Here is an 18772-nt window from a genome sequence, read left to right as displayed (position 1 = left end):
ATGGCGATCTGGCCCGCGCAGAGTTCGTTCACGCCTTCTCCTCTGATCGTTACGCAGCCGCCACGCTACCTAACAAACATTTGGTAGACAATCCTGCCCTGGGAGCAACCACTGGGAATCGCCTCGGTCACGCAGGATGGCGTTCGCGTCGTCACCATGGATTTCCCTCCGGTCTACGCCCTGCCGGTCGGGGCTGGCACGGACTGGCGGAAGCCGGGCTCCTGCGTGCTGCTCGCCTCGCCGCTGGCCACGCACATCATCGGGGCGGTGCTCAATGTCGACGGGGGCGGCGAGTGGCCGGCGTTCCTTCAGTACGCGCCGGGCCGGGAGAAGCTGGGAGATCGGGACCCGGTTCGGCCGCCCTCAGCTCCCGTTTGACGATCTTGCCGCTGGCGTTACGGGGCAGCGAGGCCACCAGCGTCAGATCGCGGGGGACCTTGAAGTTCGCCAGTCGCGTCCGGCAATGAGCGATCAGCTCCGCCGGGTCTGGCGCGGCGCCCAGGACGGGTACGACGAACGCGTGACCGGCCGAGCCGAGCCGTGGATCCGGCCGGGCCACGACGGCGGCCTCGGAGACGTCCGGATGGGCGGCGAGGACGTTCTCGACCTCAGCGGGGTAGACATTGAACCCGCCGACGGTGAACATGTCCTTCAGCCGGTCGGTGATCTTCAGGCACCCGTGGTCGTCCAGGCGGCCGATGTCGCCGGTGTGCAGCCAGCCGTCGGTGTCCAAGGCCTCGCGGGTGGCGATCTCGTCCTCGAAGTAGCCGAGCATGACGTTCCTGCCTCGCACAAGGATCTCGCCGTCCGCGCCGACCGGCACCTCCGCGCCGCTCGTGGCGTCGACGAGGCGCAATTCGATCCCCGGGACGGGCGGACCGGTGGTCTCGGCAATGTGGCGGGGATCCTCGCCGGCGCGCGACCGGCTCACCATGATGCACTCGGTGAGGCCATAAGCCTGTGCGACCTCGGTGAATCCGAGTTCGTCGCGCATCCGGCTGAACAAGGACTCCGGCACTGTCGCGGCGCCGGCGGTGGCGAACCGCAACGATGACAGGTCGTAGTCGGTCCTGCGCGGATGCTCAAGCAAGGTGAGGAACAGCGCCGGGGTCCCGGGCATGACTGAGATCCGCTCTTGTTCCACGAGCGCCAGGAGTGCCTCGGCGTCGAGTGTCGCAACGGGGTAAACGGTCGCGCCGGCCCCGAGTGCGGCGATGATCCCGGCTTTGTAGCCGAAGCCATGGAAGAACGGGTTGACGATCGCATACCGGTCCTGGCGGGTCAGCCGCGCCCCCGCCGCCCAAATGCGTGCCACGTCGACGGTCTGCCGGTGCGCGCTCATGACGCCCTTCGGCCGTCCGGTCGTGCCCGAGGTGAACAGGACGTCGCACAGATCATCACCTTGGACGGCCGCGGCCACAGCCCTGGCCTCCTCGACATGGACCTCCCCGGAACGTTCGAGGAAGCGCGACCAGCTCAGCGTTCCTGGTGAGTGCGGCTCCCCGCCGCTGGGCACGTCGACAAGGGTCCGGAGGAACGGCAGGCCGGGCAGGGGCCCGCTCACCGCCGCACCAGGCGCGGCGGCCTCGCGCAGCAGCCCGAGGTAGTCGGTGCCGAGGAAGCTGTTTGAGGTGACGAGTGTCGTGGCGCGCGAGCGTGCCAGGATGGCCGCGGCCTCCTGGCCCCGGTAGCGGGTGTTCAGCGGAACGAGCGCAGCACCCGCCGAGAGTGCGCCCAGCGCGGCCACGATGTACTCCGCCCTGTTGGGCATCCAGAGGGCGACCCGCTCGCCAGGTCGCGTGCCGCATGCACGGAAGGCGCGGGCCGCCTGCTCTGCGAGCGCGGCGAGCTCGCGGTAGTTTAGCTCGGTCTCTCCGTCGACGACGGCCGGATGCGATCCGAAGCGCCGCGCGGCCCCGCGTAGCAGACCGGGGACGGTCGTCGCGCGTTCGAACGTGCTCACTGGAGCTCCTCGGTATGACCAAATGTTTGTTCAGTACCATGAAAGGTGCGCTGGATCGGCGGCGGTGATGACGGGGGCAGGGCGTCCCGTGATGAGGAGGAGCAGATGGTGGTGGCCAAGTCGCGCGAGCAGGGCGGCAAGCGCGAAGGGGGCCGGACGCCGAGCCGTGCTGATCGCCGCGAGCAGCTCCTGGCGGTCGCGGCCGAGCTGTTCGCCACCCAGGGTTACGCGGGGACGACCACGCGGGACATCGCCGAGGCCGCCGGGATCCTGGCGGGGAGCATCTACCACCACTTTCCCTCCAAGGAGGCACTGCTCGACGAGATCCTCCGCACCTTCCTCACCCGGCTGTACGACCGGTTCGCCGGGGTGGAGCGGCAGGGCGGCGATCCCCGCGAGGCGCTGAGCAACCTGATCAAGATTTCCTTCTCCTGTATCCACGACACCCCGCACGCCGTGGCGGTCTACCAGAACGAGAGCGACAACCTCGCCGGCGAGAAGGGCTTCGCCTACGTCGCCGACTACAGCCTGCGGATTGAGCAGATCTGGCTGCGGGTGATGACCGCTGGCCAGACCTCGGGCTTGGTGCGGCCGGATCTCGATGTCAAGCTCGCTTACCTGTTCATACGCGACGCCGTCTGGTCGTCCGTGCGCTGGTACCGCGCGAAGGGGCCGCTCCAGCCCGACAACGTGGCGGACCAATACCTCAAACTGCTCTACGGTGGCCTCGGTTAGCCCGGGACCTCCCGCGACCGCAGCGCCGACGGATCAATCACCTCGCGGATGAGCCGCAGTTCCTCTGCGGTCGGCACCCGTGTCTCCGTGGCGGTCGATGCGTCCACCGCGAATCCGGTACCGTGCCGGACCTCCTCGACGGTCACGCCTGGATGCACCGATCTGATCCTCAAGGCGCAGTCGGGGCCGTAGTCGAAGACCGCCAGATCGGTGACGACGACTCCGAGATCGTGGAATCGCTCCGCCGCGCCACCCGCGGCCCTGGCTCGGTCGTTACCCACGCCGGAGACGACGTCGACCCGTTCCACGAATACTCTCGGCGAGTGCTTGGGCACCCAGTAGTTCGTCCGGTGATTGACGGTGTTGCCCGGTGCGCCGCGAACCCCGATGAGTTGGCGTGTGGGCCGTTGCCAATCGCCGATGCAGGAAATGTTCTGGTTGCCGTACCGGTCGAGCTGGCTGGCGCCCATCATGCTGCGCCGGCGGCCGGTCTGGAGGATGTCGAAGACCTCGCGGTACGGCGTCCACGCCTCTACGGTCCCCCCGTCGGCCGCCGTCTTCCCCAGCGGGGGAGGATCGCTCATGAAGAAAGCCTCGCCGTCCGAGAGCACCAGATCGGGAGAGTGGGTCAGCCGGGCCAGCCGGGCGCTGATCGCAGGGACGGCCCCCACGGCGTGGGCCAGCACTTCGCCGGCGTCGCGCCAGGAGTCGGAGGCGGCGACCACACAGACCTCCGCACGCGTGAATTCCATGGTCAGTTGCTCCTCTGATCAACGGCGGACTGGTAGCGGGCCTCGTCGCCGCGCAGGTAGGTCTCGGCGAAGGAGTCCCAAGCCGCCGACTCCTTGGCGGCGGCCACATATTCGCGCTGGAACTGCTCGTCCCGGTCGTAGTCGGGAGCGCACGAGGTGAAGTGCGCCCCTCGCGGCGTCTCGATGACCCCGGTCACATACATTCGCTTGACCAAAAGAGACTGGAACGGCGCGTCGGCCAGCAGCCGTTCGGTGGGCACGATCTCCTCGCAGCTGAGGTAGCAACGGTCGGCGGCCATCGCATAGAGGTCGTCGAAGTAAGGATCAGGCCCTAGGTACTGGCCATTGCCCGCCGCGTCCGCGCGGTTGAGGTGGATCAGCGCGACGTCCATGCGCAATGCGGGCATGGCGACGTAGACCTCGTCGTCGTAGGGCGAGGCGACGGTGCGCAGATCCGGGTTCATGGTGAGGACGTCGGAAGCCAGGCCAGCCCGCGTGGGCAGGAACGAAATCCGCTGTGCGGCCGCCCGTAGGCCTGCGACGAACATCCCCTCGTCGTACTCGGAGATCTCGATCGATCCGCTTTCACGGGCGGCCCGGAAGTGAGGGTCGAGCGGGATGCTGTCCAGGGAGACGAATCCGTACGCCACCCTGCGCACCTTGCCCGCCTCGCAGAGCAGACCGACGTCGGGCCCGCCCAAGCTGATGATCGTGAGGTCCTTGACGTCAGTGCGCAGCAGCGCCCGGACGAGCGCCATGGGCTTGCGCCGCGACCCCCACCCGCCGATCCCGACGGTCATCCCCGATTCGATCGTGACCGCGAAGTCCTCCAGGGCCATCGACTTGTCGCTCACAGAACTTCACTCCTTAGATCGGTGAACCGTCGTCATCGCCGCCGGCCGCTACTTCGACGGCCGTGGTTTTGCTCCCGCGCCAGTGCCCGGTCTGAACGTGGCCCGGCTGAACGTCAGCGGCCGGAAGTCCGGCCGCTGACACCTCGCCGGTGGTCTACTCCTGGATCGGCACCTCCCGGTAAGGGGTGATCTTGACGGGGCCGAGGAGCCCGTAGGACTGGCGGGGCTGTGGGGCCTGGAGCGGGAACCCCGGTGTCACCCGGAGCCGGTTCCTGAGGGGGGTCGCCACCCGGATCGTGATCGTGTTCGAGCCCGGCCTCACATAGCCCGTGAGGTCGACTCGCCGGACCACTTGGTCGGGAGCGGGCAGGACACGGCCGTTGACGGTGACCTGGAAGGTGTCGGTGACGTTGCCGAGGTCGAGGTAGGCGCCGTCGAGGTCGCTGAGCGTGGCGGTCGTGGTGTAAACGCCGATTCCTGAGACATCGGCGAGCCCGGGGAGATCCTTCCAGGGCTTGAGACCGTGAACGTCGAGTTCGTGCCGAACCGTCTCCCGGCCGCCGTCCGAGCCCTGCCGCCAGTCATCGACGCTGAGTTCCCACTCGGCGAGTTCCTGAGCCGCACCCACAGGAGGAACGTTCACCTTCACCTGGCGATCGTCGTCCAGGGTGACGATGTAAGAACCGGTTGTGGAGGAGCGGAGCCGGATTCCCTTGCCGTCGGACACGATCTCACCGCCGGTGGTCGCTGTGGCGTGCCGGGAGCTGCTGCGACCGAGCGCTAGAACGGTGGATTGGCCGGGAGCGAGGTCAACCGGCACGACCGTGCGGGATCGGTCGGCTCGGTATCGCCCCACCGGGCTGATCTTCCCGGTCCAAGCGTCGAGCTTGTAGGGACTGCCCGTTCCCTCCAGCGAGAGAGAAGTGGAGACCGGGGAGGCGGTCGGGTTGTAGACGTAATAGAGGTCTCCACCGGTACGGGCGCGGCGGACGGTGACCAGGCCTGGAACGCTGGACTCGGCCGCTGCACGCACCGGGAGCCCGGCCAGGGCAGGGGCGAGCTCGTTCTGGTCGGCGACCCTGCGGACCGAGGGGAGGGCGAGCAGCAGGCGCATGATCCGGCCGAGTTCGGCGTCCTGTGCGGTGGCCCGGGTCGCACCGGGCGTGTGTGCCGGCGGCTCGCCGACGATGACGATCGGCAGACCTCGCTGAGCGAACTCCAGGAGCTTGCGGGCCGTCTTGACCTGCATCGTGGGCTGGTGGTCGAGGATCAGTGCCCGATAGGCGGGACCGTCCGGGGCAAGACGCCCGTCGCGCACGCTGACCTGGGCCAGCTCGGTCGGACCGACATAGTCGAGGGTGAAGCCCTTGGCGCCATTCTGAGTACGGACGTCCCTGCCGTAGCTCTGCCGGTAGACCGCCAGGTCCACCGACGGGCGGCCCTCCCGGAGCAGGTACTGCATCCGCGAGACCCAGCCGGTGATCTTGCCGGTGTCGTCCCAGGTGGGTTGGCGTGGACCCCAGGCTTCGGAGAAGCCGTTGCCGCCTTGCATGGTGAAAGGCGAGAACCCCGGCCAGGGCATGCCTGGAACATGCCCCGCGGCAACACCGTGCAGGACGATCTGGTTGACACCGTGACCGAAAGCGGTGTTGAAATGCCGCAGCATCTGCGGCCATGTCTGGGCGTAGGCGCTGTTATAGACCGCGCAGCACTCCAGTGAGTACAGCTTCTTGCCGGACAGGTGCACGGCGCCGTCGGCCGTCCAGAAGAACGGTTCCTCGCTGTAGTCGTCCTGGGCACCGAGCGACTCGGTTTCCGGCACGTCGGTCGACAGGCCGATCCGCGCGGTGTCGATGGTCGTGCCGTAGGGCTGTGCCCTGTACCGAAGGCCCAGCGCGTTGGCCCACTTCTTCAGGGGCTCGACGTGCTCGCGTATGTAGAGGTCGGTGAGCGTGCGGTAGTAGTCATCGCGGATGCGGGCGCCGCTGCCGTCGTCGAACTCGAAGTCGGGGGCGTCGGCGGGGGTCGCGGAGGTGTACTGGCGGTGCATGCGGTCGATGGACAGGACCGGCAGGTTCTTTCGCAGAGAGTACCCGCGCAGATCCTGGAAACGATCGAGCAGGCCGCTGGTCCAGTGCAGGTTCGCGTCGAGTTCGAGGGAGTCCTCGAAAAGGTCGCCGCCCGTTCGCTTGACCAGGTCGCGCAACCGCGGTGACAGGACGTGGTCGTCCCAGTAGCGCGTCGCGGCTGTGGCTCCGCGCGCGCTGAAGTGATCGACCACGTAGGCGGGTCGGCCGGACACCGACTGCCGGGAGACCGACTCCTGGCCGGTGCCGCGCTGCCAGTAGCCGAGCAGCAGCCACTCACCGCCGTTCGGGGCCGTCCAGGACAGGGAGGCGTTGCGGACGGTGCCGGTGAGATCGACCAGCGAATCGCGCTTCAGCTTGACCGGCTTGGCCATGGTGCAGGATCCGGCGCACTTGACCGCAAGGACGGCCACCAGCTTCTGCTTGGTCACTCCGGCGGTGGCTGCGGGTGCGGCGGGGACCGGCCCCGAGTAGGCGGTACCGCCCGCGACGACGATCCTGCCGTAGGCGAGTTCCTGCGCTGCCTGGGGACTGTCCGGGGTGAGGCCGGGGACCACCAGCGGCCATGAGGGGCCGACGGTGAAGTCGACCTCGATGCCGTACTTGCGGCCGGCCTGAGCGGCACGCTCCATCCGGTCGGTCAAGGCCGCACTGCCCCAACCGTTCTTCACGGGGTCGAAGGCCAATATGCACTGGATCTCCACCGAGCCGAAACCGCGATCGGCGATTTCCTTGATCTCCGCGTCGATCGAGTTCGGGTCGATTTCGGCGCACGGCCACCAGTAGCGGGTCTTGGGCCTGGCATTGAGGGGAGGAGCGGCGAAGCCACGTTCGAACCCCAGGCCGAGCGGGGACGGCGAGGCCGACACTGTAGTGGGGAGCGAGACCAGGGCACTGGCCAGAGTGAACACGGCCAAAGCAGAACGCCTTTTGCCGAGGTGAAGGGACATGGGTCTCCTCAGGGGGGTGGGACAGAACCAAGCGTCAGGTGAGCTCCTCGTAGGTGAACCAGTCAAAGGCGGCGGTGCCTTCGAGGGCGTACATGCCGATCACGCGGCCGGTGAAGCCGGTGGCGATTCGGTCTGACGGCCGCTGACTTCGCACAGGCACTCTTCCTGCCTCAGGTGGTGACGCCGTCGGCGAACAGGGCTGGTGCTTGGGGGCGGCCGTCCAGGATCCGGGCGGTTCGTCTGACGATCCGCCATCCGTCGGGACCCTTGCGGCACCGCCAGCGGTTGGCGGTGGCGCGGCAGACCTCGAAGCCGCTCTGCGTCCGCAGGAGCATGAGCGAGCAGCCGACGGCAACGGCCTCATCGCCGGCAACCGTCACGTGTGGCGGAGCGGTGACATGGGCGCACCCGCCCGAGATCCACCCCTGGTGTGCCTGCGAGCGGACCATGGCCCGCGTCACGGCTTTCCATGAGCAGTTCCTCGACGTCGTAGACACCTCCGGGTTCCCACAGCTCGGCGACCGCATCGGCGCTGCCGCTGTCCACCAGCGGTCCGTAGGAAGAGATCAGCCGTTCAACGGCCTTCTCGTCCTCGAGTCGGTTGAGACGGGTCTCCAGCCTGGCCAGCCGCTGCTCGATGTCGGTCATGGGATCTCCTGTCAGCGGATCTTCTGGGCCAGGGCGTCCAGTGCTTCGAGCTGCTCGCAGTAGTGCGTGGCCGACGACGCGGAGATGCGGACGTCGGCCACGGTCGCGCCTGCGGCGCCAAGGCGACGCAGCCTTCTCTCGGCGGCCTCGGGAGCTCCGATCGGATCGAGTGGCCCCCCGACGGCCAGAACGACTTCGAACCCGTCGGGAATGTCCGCTTCGGCCAGCACTACGGCCAACTCGTCGCAGGAGAGACCGAAAGGCACCCAGCCGTCGCCGAGTCGCACGGCCCTGCGAAGCGAGCGCGGAGTTCGCCCGCCGATCCACAGCGGTACCCGCGGCTGAATCGCGGGCGGATCAACGACGATCTCGGAGAAGTCGTAGAACTCGCCGTGGTAGGCGGGTTCACGCTGCGACATCGCGGCTCGCAGCGCCGCGAGAGCGTCGTCGGCCCGCTGCCCACGGGTCTCGAAATCAACGCCCAGCAGGGCGAATTCCTCACGCAGGCTGCCGACACCGAGCCCGAGGACGAGCCGGCCCCCGCAGACCCGATCGAGCGTGCCGTAACGTTTGGCGATCTCGAGCGGGTGATGGTAGCCCAGCACGAGAACATGGGTGGCGAGCCTGATACGGCTGGTACAAGCGGCGAGGAACCCGAAGGTCGCGAGCGGGTCCCAATAAATCCCTCCCCGCGCGGCAGCGACCCCGACCGGAACGGCGACGTGCTCGCTGCATGTGAGGTGGTCGAATCCGAGATCGTCGGCTACGCGAGCGATCCGCCCCAACTGCTCGATACCTGCCGAGGCCTCCCATTCGGAGTGCTCGCCCGGCACACGAGTTACCACCGGGCTGATGATCCCTACACGCATCCGGCATCCTTCGAAGCTCTCGACGACGCCGCGAAGGTACTCGTCAGATCGGAGGAGCGGCCTCGTACCTCCCGCTCAACGGGACCGCGCCTTGGACGCGCTTGCCTCGGCACAGAGACTCAAGCGGCAGATCACCTGATGATCACTCTGGCGAACGAGGAGGAGCAGGCATGCTCGACAGCTAGGTCTACGGTCCCTGGGCCGTCGTGGCGGGCGTATCCGAAGGCGTCCGGCGATCGCGAGGAACATCTCCACGGGTACGGCCACTATCACGAGGAGTACCGCAGGATGGGGGATCATTGGCTGATCAGCTACCGCAACCTCTCCCGGCTGCGGGAGGACCGGACGCCCGGGTTCTACGACTTCCTGGAGTGACCGCGGACCCGAACACGGCCGGCCAGGGGCTCCACCTGGTGTCTCTGACTCAGCTGAGGGTTGCTCGGTCAGGCCGGTGTCCCGGCGAGCTCGGTGAAGTACCGGCGGCGGTGCTCGTGTGGCTGGCCGAACAGCTGCGCGGTGGCGTGCGCTCGTTTGAAGACCAAGTGGGCGTCGTGCTCCCAGGTGATGGCTATGCCGCCGTGGAGCTGGACGGTCTCGGAGGCGACGTCTGAGAGCGCGTCGGAGCACCAGGCCTTCGCGGTGGACGCGCGAGAGGAGAGGTCCGGCGACTCGGTGGCGGCGGACCAGGCCGCTGCCCAGGACAGAGTGCGTGAGGTCTCCACGGCGACGTGCATGTCGGCCATGCGGTGCTTGAGCGCCTGGAAGGAGCCGATCGGCCGGCCGAACTGCACCCGTTCCCCTGCGTAGCGGACCGTCATGTCCAGAGCGCGCCGGGCGGTGCCGAGCTGGAGCGCGGTCACGGCCACCGCGGCCACGTCGTGGAGGCCGGCGAGCAGCATGGAGGCGTCCGCCGTGATCAGTCTGGCGGGAGCCGAATGCAGGTTGAGCCGGGCGAACCGCAGGGTCGGGTCCAATCCCGGTGTCCGTGCGCGCAGGACGCCCTCAGCTGAAGGGTCGACTTTGTACAGAGCGATCCCGTCAGCTCGCTCGGCCACGACGATCAAAGTGTCGGCCGTGGCGCCGTCGAGAACGAGATGGGCGGTGCCAGTCAGCGCGGCTCGACCGTCGGGCTCCTCGTCGGCACGGACGTCGGACCGGTCGGTGGGCCAGCGGCCGTCGCCGGTCGCCCAAGCGAGCGCGGCCGTCGTGGAGCCTGCGGCGAGCTCCGGAAGGAGCCTGGCGCAGACCTTGGCGTTCCCCGAGCGCAGAAGGGCCTGAGTGGCGAGGACCGCCGAACCGAGCATCGGTGACGGGGCGAGAGCGTAGCCGAGACACTCCAGGACGATATGCGTCTCCATGAGAGTGAATCCGGCCCCGCCGTACAGCTCGGGCACCGCGAGGGCGGCCGCGCCGATCTGCTCGCAGAGGGTCTGCCACAGGGCAGGGTCATAGCCAGCGGGGGAGGCGACGGCCCGGCGGACTGCCGCGCTGTCCGCGCGACGTTCGAGCAGGCTGCGGACAGTGGCGGCGAGCTCGGACTGCTCGTCGCTCAACGCGAAGAACATTCAGGCGCTCCTTAGCGGATCGGGCGTGCGGGAGGGACCCTTGGTGGTGAGCGCGGCCAGGACCTCGGCGCGGTGATGGGCCGGCGTGCCCCAGGCGGAGACCAGGGCGCGGATCTTGGTGATCCACAGGCTGAGGTCGTACTCCTCGGTGTAGCCGATCGCACCGTGCGCCTGGAGGGCGGCACGGGAAGCACGGTAGGCCGCCTCGGATGCGGCGACCTTCGCCGCCGAGACGTCACGCCTCGCGTCCGTGCTGCCTGCCCCCAGTGATATGGCGGCGCCGTGGACGAGGGGCCGGGCGAATTCGAGGGCCACCCGGACATCGGCCAGCAGATGCTTGATCGCCTGATATTCGCCGATCACCCGGCCGAACTGACGTCGCGACTTCACGTAATCCACCGTCACTGCCAGAGCGTGTTCCCCGGCACCGAGGAGTTGCGCCGCGCAGGCGAGCGCGGCGGTGTCGAGGGCCTTGGCGACTGTGTCGAGGTCGAGCCGCGCGAGGACCGGCCCGGGCACCGGCTCGAAAAGGCGCCGCGACCGGTCTACCGAGCGGAGCCGTTCGCCGGGGGTGGCGGCGCGCAGGGTCGTGCCCTCCAGCAGCAACGCATCGGTCACGTCGGCGTCCAGCGCGTGGGGCGTCATCGGGGGTGCGGCGACCGTCACGAGGATTTTCCCGCCGGCGAGGTCGGCAAGGGACGGTCCATCCGGGACGGACGCGAGCAGGACGGGGGCCAGCGCGACCGATTCGATCGCGGGTCCGGGGACCGGATGCCGCCCGAGAGCTTCGAAAGCGACGACGAGGTCGGCGGGCGCGGCGCCCAGCCCGCCGTGCTCCTCCGGTACGGCCAGCGCGGTCACGCCCAGGGCGGCGAGGCGGCGCCACAGGTCGAGCCCGGCCGCGTGGTGGCCATCGGCCCAGAGCCGCGCTATGCGCGGAACGGCGGCCACGGCCAGCAGATCGTCGAGCGCTGTGGCGAAGTCCCGCTGCTCATCGGTCGGTGCGAACCTCATCATCGCCCCCTGGGAAGGCCGAGCAGCCGCTCGGCCACGATGTTGCGCTGGATCTCGTTCGTCCCGGCGTAGATGGGGCCGGAGAGCGCGAACAGGTAGCCGTCCATCCACGCGCTCTCGCGGAGTTCGGCCTCCGGCCCGAGCAGGTCGAGTGCGGTCTCGTGCAGGCGGACGTCCAGCTCCGACCAGAAGATCTTGTTGGCGCTGCCGTCGGCGCCGATCGCACCGCCCTCGGCGATCCGGGTGACGGCGCCGAAGGTGTACAGGCGGTAGGCCTGGGCAGCGATCCAGGCATCGGCGACGCGGTCGCCGAGGGCGGCGGGTGCGTCCGGGACGGCGCTCCACAGGTCGACGAGACGGTCGGCGGCGGCGCAGAAGCGGCCGGGGGAGCGCAACGACAGCCCGCGCTCGTTGCCCGCGGTGCTCATTGCGACCCGCCAGCCGTCGCCGGGGGTGCCGAGGACATCGGCGTCGGGAACGAAGACGTCCTCGAAGAAGATCTCGGCGAAGCCGGGGTGGCCGTCGAGTTTGGTGATCGGCCTGATCGTGATGCCGGGGGTGTGGAGGGGGAACAGGAAGTAGGTGAGGCCGCGGTGGCGCTCGGCCTCGGGATCGGACCGGAAGAGCCCGAATCCGCGATGGGCGAACGCGGCGCGCGAGCTCCAGGTCTTCTGGCCGTTGAGGACCCAGCCGCCACGGGCGTCGTCACGGACGGCGGTGGCGCGCAATGATGCCAGGTCGCTTCCGGCCTCCGGCTCGGACCAGGCCTGTGCCCAGATCTCGCTGCCATCGGCCATGGGCCGCAGGTAGCGCTCCTGCTGTTCGGGCGTTCCGTACTCGAACAGGATTGGGGCCAGGAGCGAGATGCCGTTCTGCGCCACGCGGGACGGGGCGCCGGCGCGGTAGTACTCCTCCTCGAACAGCACCCATTCGAGGAGCGAGGCGTCCCGGCCGAGGTAGGCGGTCGGCCAGGACACCACGGACCAGCGGTCGGCGGCGAGCGTCATCTCCCACTCCCGGTGCGCCTCGAACCCCTCGGGGGTGTCCATGTGCGGCAGTGGCTCGGTCGGCACGTTCGCGCGCAGCCAGGCGCGCGCCTCGTCACGGAAGCCGCGGACGCGTTCGTCGAGGTCGAGATTCACTGTGTCGCCCCGGCATCGCGCATGCGCCGGGCGTCCATCCCGGCCAGAGAGTCGGCGCTCACCTCCGCGTTGTGGGCATGGGCGGCGTGGTGCAGCCCGAACACCGAATCCATCCCGGCACGCATGCCCTGGAGGTCCTCGGCCTGGTTGATCGCCTTCTTGGTCAGCGCCAGCCCGAACGGGGGTATGTCGGCGATCCGCGCGGCCATCGTCAGGGTGGCCGACTCCAGATCGGCGCGTGGGACGACGTGGTTGACCATGCCCAGGGCGTGCGCGCGCTCCGCGTCGAACCGGTCGCCGGTGTACAGGAACTCCTTGGCGGCGCGCGGGTTCATCACCCAGGGGTGGGCGAAGAACTCGACTCCGGGGATGCCCATCCGGACCACGGGATCGCAGAAGAACGCGTCCTCGGAGGCGACGATGAAGTCGCACGACCAGGCGAGCATGAGCCCGCCCGCGATGCACGCGCCCTGCACCATGGCGATCATCGGCTTGGGGATCTCCCGCCAGCGCCGGCACATGCCGAGGTAGACCTCGGCCTCGCGGGCAAGTCGCCGGTCCACGCCCTGACGGTCGGTGTGGTCCCACCAGATGACGGCCTTGCGCTCGAACGACTCGTCGATGTCGCGTCCGGGCGTTCCGATGTCGTGGCCCGCGCAGAAGTGCTTGCCGGCGCCGGCGAGCACGATGACCTTCACATCGTTGTCGTCGACGGCGCGCACAAAGGCGGCGTCAAGGGCGTAGGTGACTTTGGAGTTCTGCGCGTTGCGGTACTGCGGCCGGTTCAGCGTCACCACGGCGACGGGCCCGCGCTTCTCGTAGAGGACGACCTCTTCGGCCGACTGCGCGGGAGTGAGGGTTTCAGCCGCGGCTGACTCGGTGCTCATGGTGTTTCTCCCTCTGAGCGGACATGGGGGTTGCGGCGCCGCCCGTGAGCCGCATATACCAAACATTTGTTTGGTAGGGCATCCAGGTAGGAGCGTAGCGCATGGATTTGACGTACTCCGCGGAGGACGAGAGCTTCCGCCGTGACGTGCGCGACTGGCTGGAGACCCATCTGTCCGATGACTTCGCCGGGTTGCGTGGACTGGGTGGTCCCGGACGCGAGCACGAGGCGTTCGAGGAACGGCTGGCCTGGGACCGGCATCTGGGCGAGCACGGCTGGACCGCGCTCGGCTGGCCACCTGAGCACGGTGGACGTGGCCTGAGCCTGCTCCGGCAGATCGTTTTCCACGAGGAGTACGCTCGCGCCGACGCCCCGGCCAGGGTCAACCATCTGGGCGAGGAACTGCTCGGGCCCACCCTCATCGCCTTCGGTACCGATGCCCAGCGTGAGCGCTTCCTGCCGAAGATCACAGCGGTGGAGGAGCTATGGTGCCAGGGTTATTCAGAACCAAACGCCGGTTCGGATCTGGCCGCCGTCGCCACGCGGGCGGTCAACGACGGCGACGGCTGGGTCATCGATGGTCAGAAAATCTGGACGTCCCTGGCTCACCAGGCCGACTGGTGCTTCGTCGTCGCCCGGACGACCCCCGGCTCCCGCCGCCACGACGGGCTGTCCTACCTGCTCGTGCCGATGCGCCAAGATGGCGTCACGGTAAGGCCGATCACCCAGCTCACGGGCACGTCGGAGTTCAATGAGGTTTTCTTCGACGGCGCCCGCACCGAGCCGTCACTCGTCGTCGGCGAGCCGGGCGACGGCTGGAAGGTCGCCATGGCCACCCTCGGCTTCGAGCGCGGCATCTCCACCATTGGCCAGCAGGTCGCTTTCGCCCGCGAACTCGCGGCGGTCGTCGCACTGGCCCGGCGGAACGGCGCGATCGACGATCCGGTGATCCAGGACCGTATCGCTCACGCTCACATGGGCTTGGACCTGCTCCGCCTGCACGCGCTGCGCACCCTGGCCGGATCGCCCGGTGAGACCGGTGGCATCGGTGCCGCGTCCGTGGCCAAGCTGGTGTGGGCGACATGGCACCGCTCGCTCGGCGAGCTGGCCATGCAGGTGGCCGGCGCGTCCGCGCTCGTCGTAGCGGAACCCTACGAGCTGGACGATCTGCAGCGCCTGTTCCTCTACACCCGCGCCGACACCATCTACGGCGGCTCGAACGAGATCCAGCGCAACATCCTCGCTGAGCGGGTTCTCGGCCTGCCCCGGGAAGCACGTCCATGATCCAGAAGGTGCCCGCATATGTGCCCGGCCACGGGCTGCTCGCCGACCGGACCGTCGTCATCAGCGCCGCCGCCGGGGCAGGAATCGGTTCGGCGGCCGTCCGGCGCTGCCTGGAGGAGGGAGCCCGCGCCGTCGTCCTCGGCGACACCCACTGGCGGCGGCTTGCCGAGGCCATGGAGAAGCTCGGAGCGGAGTTCGGCGCAGACCGGGTGGCCGCGGTGCCCTGCGATATGACCAACGAGGCCCAGATCGGCGCGTTGCTCGACGCCGCGAAGCCGTTCGGCGGCGTGGACATGATGATCAATAATGCGGGACTCGGTGGCACCGCCTCGATTGTGGAGATGACCGACGAGCAGTGGTCACGGGTCCTGGACATCACCCTCACCGGTACCTTCCGCTGCGTTCGTGCGGCGGGCCGCAGGATGGCCGACCGGAGCCAGGGCGGCGTCATCGTCAGCAACGCCTCCGTGGTCGGCTGGCGGGCCCAGGAAGGGCAGGCACACTACGCAGCGGCCAAAGCTGGGGTGATGGCGTTGACCAGAAGCGCGGCCATGGACCTCGCCCCCACGGCATCCGCGTCAACGCCGTCTCGCCCAGCCTGGCCCTTCATCCCTTTCTGGAGAAGGTCACCACCCCAGAGCTCCTCCAGGCACGCGAGGCGTTCGGGCGGGCCGCCGAGCCCTGGGAGGTGGCGAACGTCATCGTCTTCCTGTCCAGCGCCTACTCCTCCTATCTCACCGGCGAAGTCGTCTCGGTGAGCAGCCAGCACCCCTGAACCCCAAGGAGACCTATGGCCGAGGCCTACATCGTCGAGGCGGTCAGGACGCCCGTCGGCCGGCGTGGCGGCGCGCTCGCCGGCATCCACTCCGCCGACCTGGGCGCGCATGTCCTCTCCGCGCTCATAGATAGGAGCCGCGTTGACCCCGCCGCCGTAGATGACGTGATTTTCGGATGCACCGAGACCGTCGGCTCGCAGGCCGGCGACATCGCCCGCACCGCGTGGCTTGCGGCGGGCCTGCCGGTCCACGTGCCCGGTGTCACAGTCGACCGGCAGTGCGGGTCCAGCCAGCAGGCCGTGCATTTCGCCGCGCAGGCGGTGCTGTCCGGCACGGCCGATCTGGTCGTCGCGGGCGGGGTGCAGAACATGTCCGCCATTCCCATCTCCACCGCCATGACCGTCGGCACGCAGTTCGGATTCACCACCCCGTTCGCCGAGTCGAAGGGCTGGCAGAACCGCTACGGGGACCAGGAGGTCTCCCAGTTCCGTTCCGCTGAGATGATCGCGGAGAAGTGGGGGATCACCCGCGCGGAGATGGAGGCCTACGCGCTGGAGAGCCACCACCGCGCACTCGTCGCGATCGACGAGGGAAGGTTCGACCGCGAGATCGTCCCGCTTGAGGACACCTCAGTGGATCAGTGCCCGCGCCGCGACACCAGCTTGGAAAAGATGGCGGCCCTAGCACCGCTGCGCGACGGGGGCCGCATCACCGCTGCCGTCGCCAGCCAGATCAGCGACGCGGCCTCCGCCTTGCTCGTCGCCTCCGTGCAGGCTGTCAACCGGTACGGGCTCACCCCGAGGGCGCGCATCCACCACCTGTCGGTGCTGGCCGACGACCCGGTCTGGATGTTGACCGGCCCTATCCCCGCGACCGAACACGCCCTCATGCGCAGCGGCATGGAGATCGACGACTTCGACCTGTTCGAGATCAACGAAGCCTTCGCCTCCGTCGTCCTCGCCTGGGCCAGGGAGACGGGCGCCGACCTGGACCGGGTCAACGTCAATGGTGGAGCCATCGCCCTCGGTCACCCCATCGGCGCGACCGGAACCCGGCTCATGACGACGCTCCTGCACGAACTCGAGCGCCGGGGAGGTCGCTACGGCTTCCAGACCATGTGCGAGGGCGGCGGCCAGGCCAACGTCACGATCATCGAGCGGCTCTGACCCCGATGAGCTCCGGTCGCTGTCCGGATCCTGCCCCAGAGATGACCCGAGGAGAACTGATGGCCACAGCAAGTGAGCACGCTAACGAGACGGCGGACGTCATCGTTATTGGGTCGGGCGCGGCTGCCTTGACCGCCGCCTACACGGCCGCTGCCGGCGGCTTGCGGACCGTCGTGCTGGAGAAGACCGCCTATGTCGGTGGCACCAGCGCCTATTCCGGCGCCGCCATCTGGCTGCCCGGCAACCCGGCGCTGCTGCGCGCTGGGATCGCCGATACCGTCGAACAGGGACTTGAGTACTTCACGGCGGTCGTCGGCGACCGCACCCCCGCTCACCTTCAGCAGGCCTATGTGTCGACCGGGCCGGAGTTGGTGGAGTTCCTCGAACGCGACCCGTCCGTAGCCTTCACCCACATGCCGTTCCCCGACTACTACGACGCGCCCGGCCGGATCGACGGCGGCCGGGCGATCTTCCCCGAGCCACTGGCCGCCGCCCGGCTCGCGGACAGGCGCGCCGTACTGCGGCCGCCGATCGGCGTCGACCAGTATGGGGTCGATCAGGATCGCGAGACTCTCGTCGGCGGGCAGGCCCTCGTCGCGCGGCTCCTGCTCGCCCTGGATGCGACAGGCCACGCTGAGCTGCGCACCGGCGTGCGGATGCGGTCAGTGATCGTCCGGGACGGCAGGACCGCCGGTGTCGTCGTCGAGACGGGCGGGAAGACCTTCCAGCTGCTGGCGGAGCGCGGGGTCATCCTCGCCGCAGGAGGCTACGAGTGCGACGACACGCTGCGGCAACGCCATCACGGGCTGCCCGGCGCGTCCTGGACGTCCTCCGCGCCGGATTCCAACACCGGCGATGCCTTGGCCGCGGCACTCGAGGTCGGCGCCGCGATCGACCTCATGGATGAGGCGTGGTGGTGCCCGGCCACCCTGTTCCCTAATGGCCATGCCGCCTTCACGCTCGGCCTGCGCGGCGGCGTCCTCATCAACGAGGCGGGCGAGCGGTTCGCCAACGAGTCCCTGCCCTACGACCGGCTTGGCCACGCAATGCATGAGGGGCAGGCCATCGGAATCACACACGTCCCCGCCTGGCTCGTCTTCGATGACCGGTTCGACAACCTGCCGGCGATCTCCCAGCCAGTTCCGGACCCGGACACTTTCCGCGAAGCCGGAATCTGGCGCAGCGCGGGCACCTTGCCGGAACTCGCCGAGCTGATCGGCGTTCCGGCCGACGCCCTGGACAAGACGATCGCGAGGTTCAACGGCTTCGCCGCCTCAGGCGTGGACGAGGATTTCCAGCGCGGAGAAGACCCCTTCGACCGGTTCTTCGGCGCTGGTGAGGGACCGAACCCGTGTCTAATCCCTGTAGAGCGGGCACCGTTCCACGCCGTCCAGATCGTCCTCGGTGACCTGGGCACGAAAGGAGGCGTGCGGACCGACGGCGACGGGCGTGTCCTCGACACCGCGGGTAACGCTCTGCCTGGCCTGTTCGCTGTGGGCAATACGGCGGCATCCGTCGCGGGCCGCGTATATCCCGGTCCCGGCACCCCACTCGGCTCGGGCATGGTGTTCGGCTACCGAGCGGCCCGCCGTCTCCTGTCGCAGCTCGAAGACGGATCGGACCGCTCTTGAGCTCAGCGGAGGATGACGGCTCCCATCCGGTCGTTTCCGGATGGGAGCCGTCATGGCACCGATGGCCAGAGCTCCGACGCGGTCGGGGCGCAGGTCCAGGCGGCCTCGATGTCGATCTCGCCAGACCAGTTCTTGAAGGCCTGCTGATAGAGGTGGCTCGCCCCTTCATGCCGCCCAGGACGTGAAGTGACCGCGGCACGCGTAGGACCGCACGGGGGTGGGGCCGACCACGTCTGCAGCAGTGGTCGCGATCGGTGCGCTAACGCCTGTGCCGACCCTATGACCTGCGCCACACCCGAACCACCCCCGCTCCCACTCAGCGGGAAATGCAGTTTCGGCCACATAACCAGGCGTCCCGCGCGTCGGGGAGGAGCGCGCAACTCCGCCAGGAGCTCGTCGACTCGGGAGGTGTTCACATGGGAGCTGCCGCCGCTCTGGTAGTGCAGGGGA

At 68.8% G+C, this 18772-nt stretch carries 14 protein-coding genes and 2 pseudogenes; 6 read left to right on the top strand and 10 right to left on the bottom strand.

What is annotated here, in order from left to right:
- Positions 1–271: 271 nt before the first annotated feature.
- Positions 272–1963 (bottom strand): AMP-binding protein, encoded by a 1692-nt coding sequence (locus ACH34W_RS13885; protein WP_395961252.1) that lies wholly within the window; start codon positions 1961–1963, stop codon positions 272–274.
- A 45-nt stretch (positions 1964–2008) separates the two neighbouring features.
- On the opposite strand from ACH34W_RS13885, the gene ACH34W_RS13880 reads away from it, so the two are divergent.
- Entirely contained in the window at positions 2009–2698 is a 690-nt protein-coding gene (locus tag ACH34W_RS13880) for a TetR/AcrR family transcriptional regulator (protein ID WP_395961251.1), read from the top strand.
- Here the strand turns inward: ACH34W_RS13880 and ACH34W_RS13875 are convergent.
- The 5 genes and pseudogenes from ACH34W_RS13875 to ACH34W_RS13855 all read right to left on the bottom strand — a co-directional run bounded on the left by ACH34W_RS13875 (position 2695) and on the right by ACH34W_RS13855 (position 8858).
- On the bottom strand, positions 2695–3450 hold the full coding sequence (locus tag ACH34W_RS13875; RefSeq protein ID WP_395961250.1) for a CoA-transferase subunit beta: 756 nt from the start codon (positions 3448–3450) through the stop codon (positions 2695–2697). The genes ACH34W_RS13880 and ACH34W_RS13875 overlap by 4 nt on opposite strands.
- A 2-nt stretch (positions 3451–3452) precedes the next feature.
- On the bottom strand, positions 3453–4289 hold the full coding sequence (locus ACH34W_RS13870; RefSeq protein WP_395961717.1) for a CoA transferase subunit A: 837 nt from the start codon (positions 4287–4289) through the stop codon (positions 3453–3455).
- Positions 4290–4458: 169 nt separating this feature from the next.
- Positions 4459–7302 carry a glycosyl hydrolase gene (locus ACH34W_RS13865; protein ID WP_395961249.1) on the bottom strand — a complete coding sequence of 948 codons (2844 nt, stop codon included), beginning with the start codon at positions 7300–7302 and terminating at the stop codon, positions 4459–4461.
- Between the two features lie 209 nt (positions 7303–7511).
- Positions 7512–7989, bottom strand: a pseudogene (locus ACH34W_RS13860) (nuclear transport factor 2 family protein).
- An 11-nt stretch (positions 7990–8000) separates the two neighbouring features.
- Complete coding sequence (locus ACH34W_RS13855; protein WP_395961248.1) at positions 8001–8858, bottom strand: TIGR03619 family F420-dependent LLM class oxidoreductase; 858 nt, start codon at positions 8856–8858, stop codon at positions 8001–8003.
- 138 nt (positions 8859–8996) lie between these two features.
- Between ACH34W_RS13855 and ACH34W_RS13850 the strand changes: the two genes are divergently transcribed.
- Entirely contained in the window at positions 8997–9233 is a 237-nt protein-coding gene (locus ACH34W_RS13850; protein ID WP_395961247.1) for a hypothetical protein, read from the top strand.
- A 68-nt stretch (positions 9234–9301) separates the two neighbouring features.
- Here ACH34W_RS13850 and ACH34W_RS13845 read toward each other — a convergent pair whose 3' ends face one another.
- The 4 genes from ACH34W_RS13845 to ACH34W_RS13830 are packed head-to-tail and all read right to left on the bottom strand — an operon-like array spanning position 9302 to position 13466.
- Positions 9302–10423, bottom strand: coding sequence for an acyl-CoA dehydrogenase family protein (locus ACH34W_RS13845; RefSeq protein WP_395961246.1), 1122 nt, complete (start codon positions 10421–10423; stop codon positions 9302–9304).
- The gene (locus ACH34W_RS13840) at positions 10424–11437 is read right to left on the bottom strand and encodes an acyl-CoA dehydrogenase family protein (protein WP_395961245.1); all 1014 of its coding nucleotides are present in this window, start codon (positions 11435–11437) and stop codon (positions 10424–10426) included.
- Entirely contained in the window at positions 11437–12579 is a 1143-nt protein-coding gene (locus ACH34W_RS13835; protein WP_395961244.1) for an acyl-CoA dehydrogenase family protein, read from the bottom strand. The genes ACH34W_RS13840 and ACH34W_RS13835 overlap by 1 nt, the downstream gene beginning before the upstream one ends.
- On the bottom strand, positions 12576–13466 hold the full coding sequence (locus ACH34W_RS13830; protein WP_395961243.1) for an enoyl-CoA hydratase: 891 nt from the start codon (positions 13464–13466) through the stop codon (positions 12576–12578). The genes ACH34W_RS13835 and ACH34W_RS13830 overlap by 4 nt, the downstream gene beginning before the upstream one ends.
- Positions 13467–13567: 101 nt before the next feature.
- Here ACH34W_RS13830 and ACH34W_RS13825 point away from each other — a divergent pair, with 101 nt between their 5' ends.
- From ACH34W_RS13825 to ACH34W_RS13810, 4 genes and pseudogenes are all read left to right on the top strand, one after another.
- Entirely contained in the window at positions 13568–14749 is a 1182-nt protein-coding gene (locus ACH34W_RS13825; protein ID WP_395961242.1) for an acyl-CoA dehydrogenase family protein, read from the top strand.
- A pseudogene (locus ACH34W_RS13820) lies at positions 14746–15524 on the top strand (SDR family oxidoreductase). Before ACH34W_RS13825 ends, ACH34W_RS13820 begins: the two are co-directional and overlap by 4 nt.
- Positions 15525–15539: 15 nt before the next feature.
- The gene (locus tag ACH34W_RS13815; protein WP_395961241.1) at positions 15540–16691 is read left to right on the top strand and encodes an acetyl-CoA C-acetyltransferase; all 1152 of its coding nucleotides are present in this window, start codon (positions 15540–15542) and stop codon (positions 16689–16691) included.
- Between the two features lie 59 nt (positions 16692–16750).
- On the top strand, positions 16751–18322 hold the full coding sequence (locus ACH34W_RS13810; protein WP_395961240.1) for an FAD-dependent oxidoreductase: 1572 nt from the start codon (positions 16751–16753) through the stop codon (positions 18320–18322).
- The last annotated feature ends 450 nt before the right edge of the window (positions 18323–18772 follow it).

The sequence above is a fragment of the Actinomadura sp. 6N118 genome, from assembly GCF_044326415.1.
Classification (GTDB): domain Bacteria; phylum Actinomycetota; class Actinomycetes; order Streptosporangiales; family Streptosporangiaceae; genus Spirillospora.
This window is presented reverse-complemented; position numbering and strand designations above follow the sequence as displayed.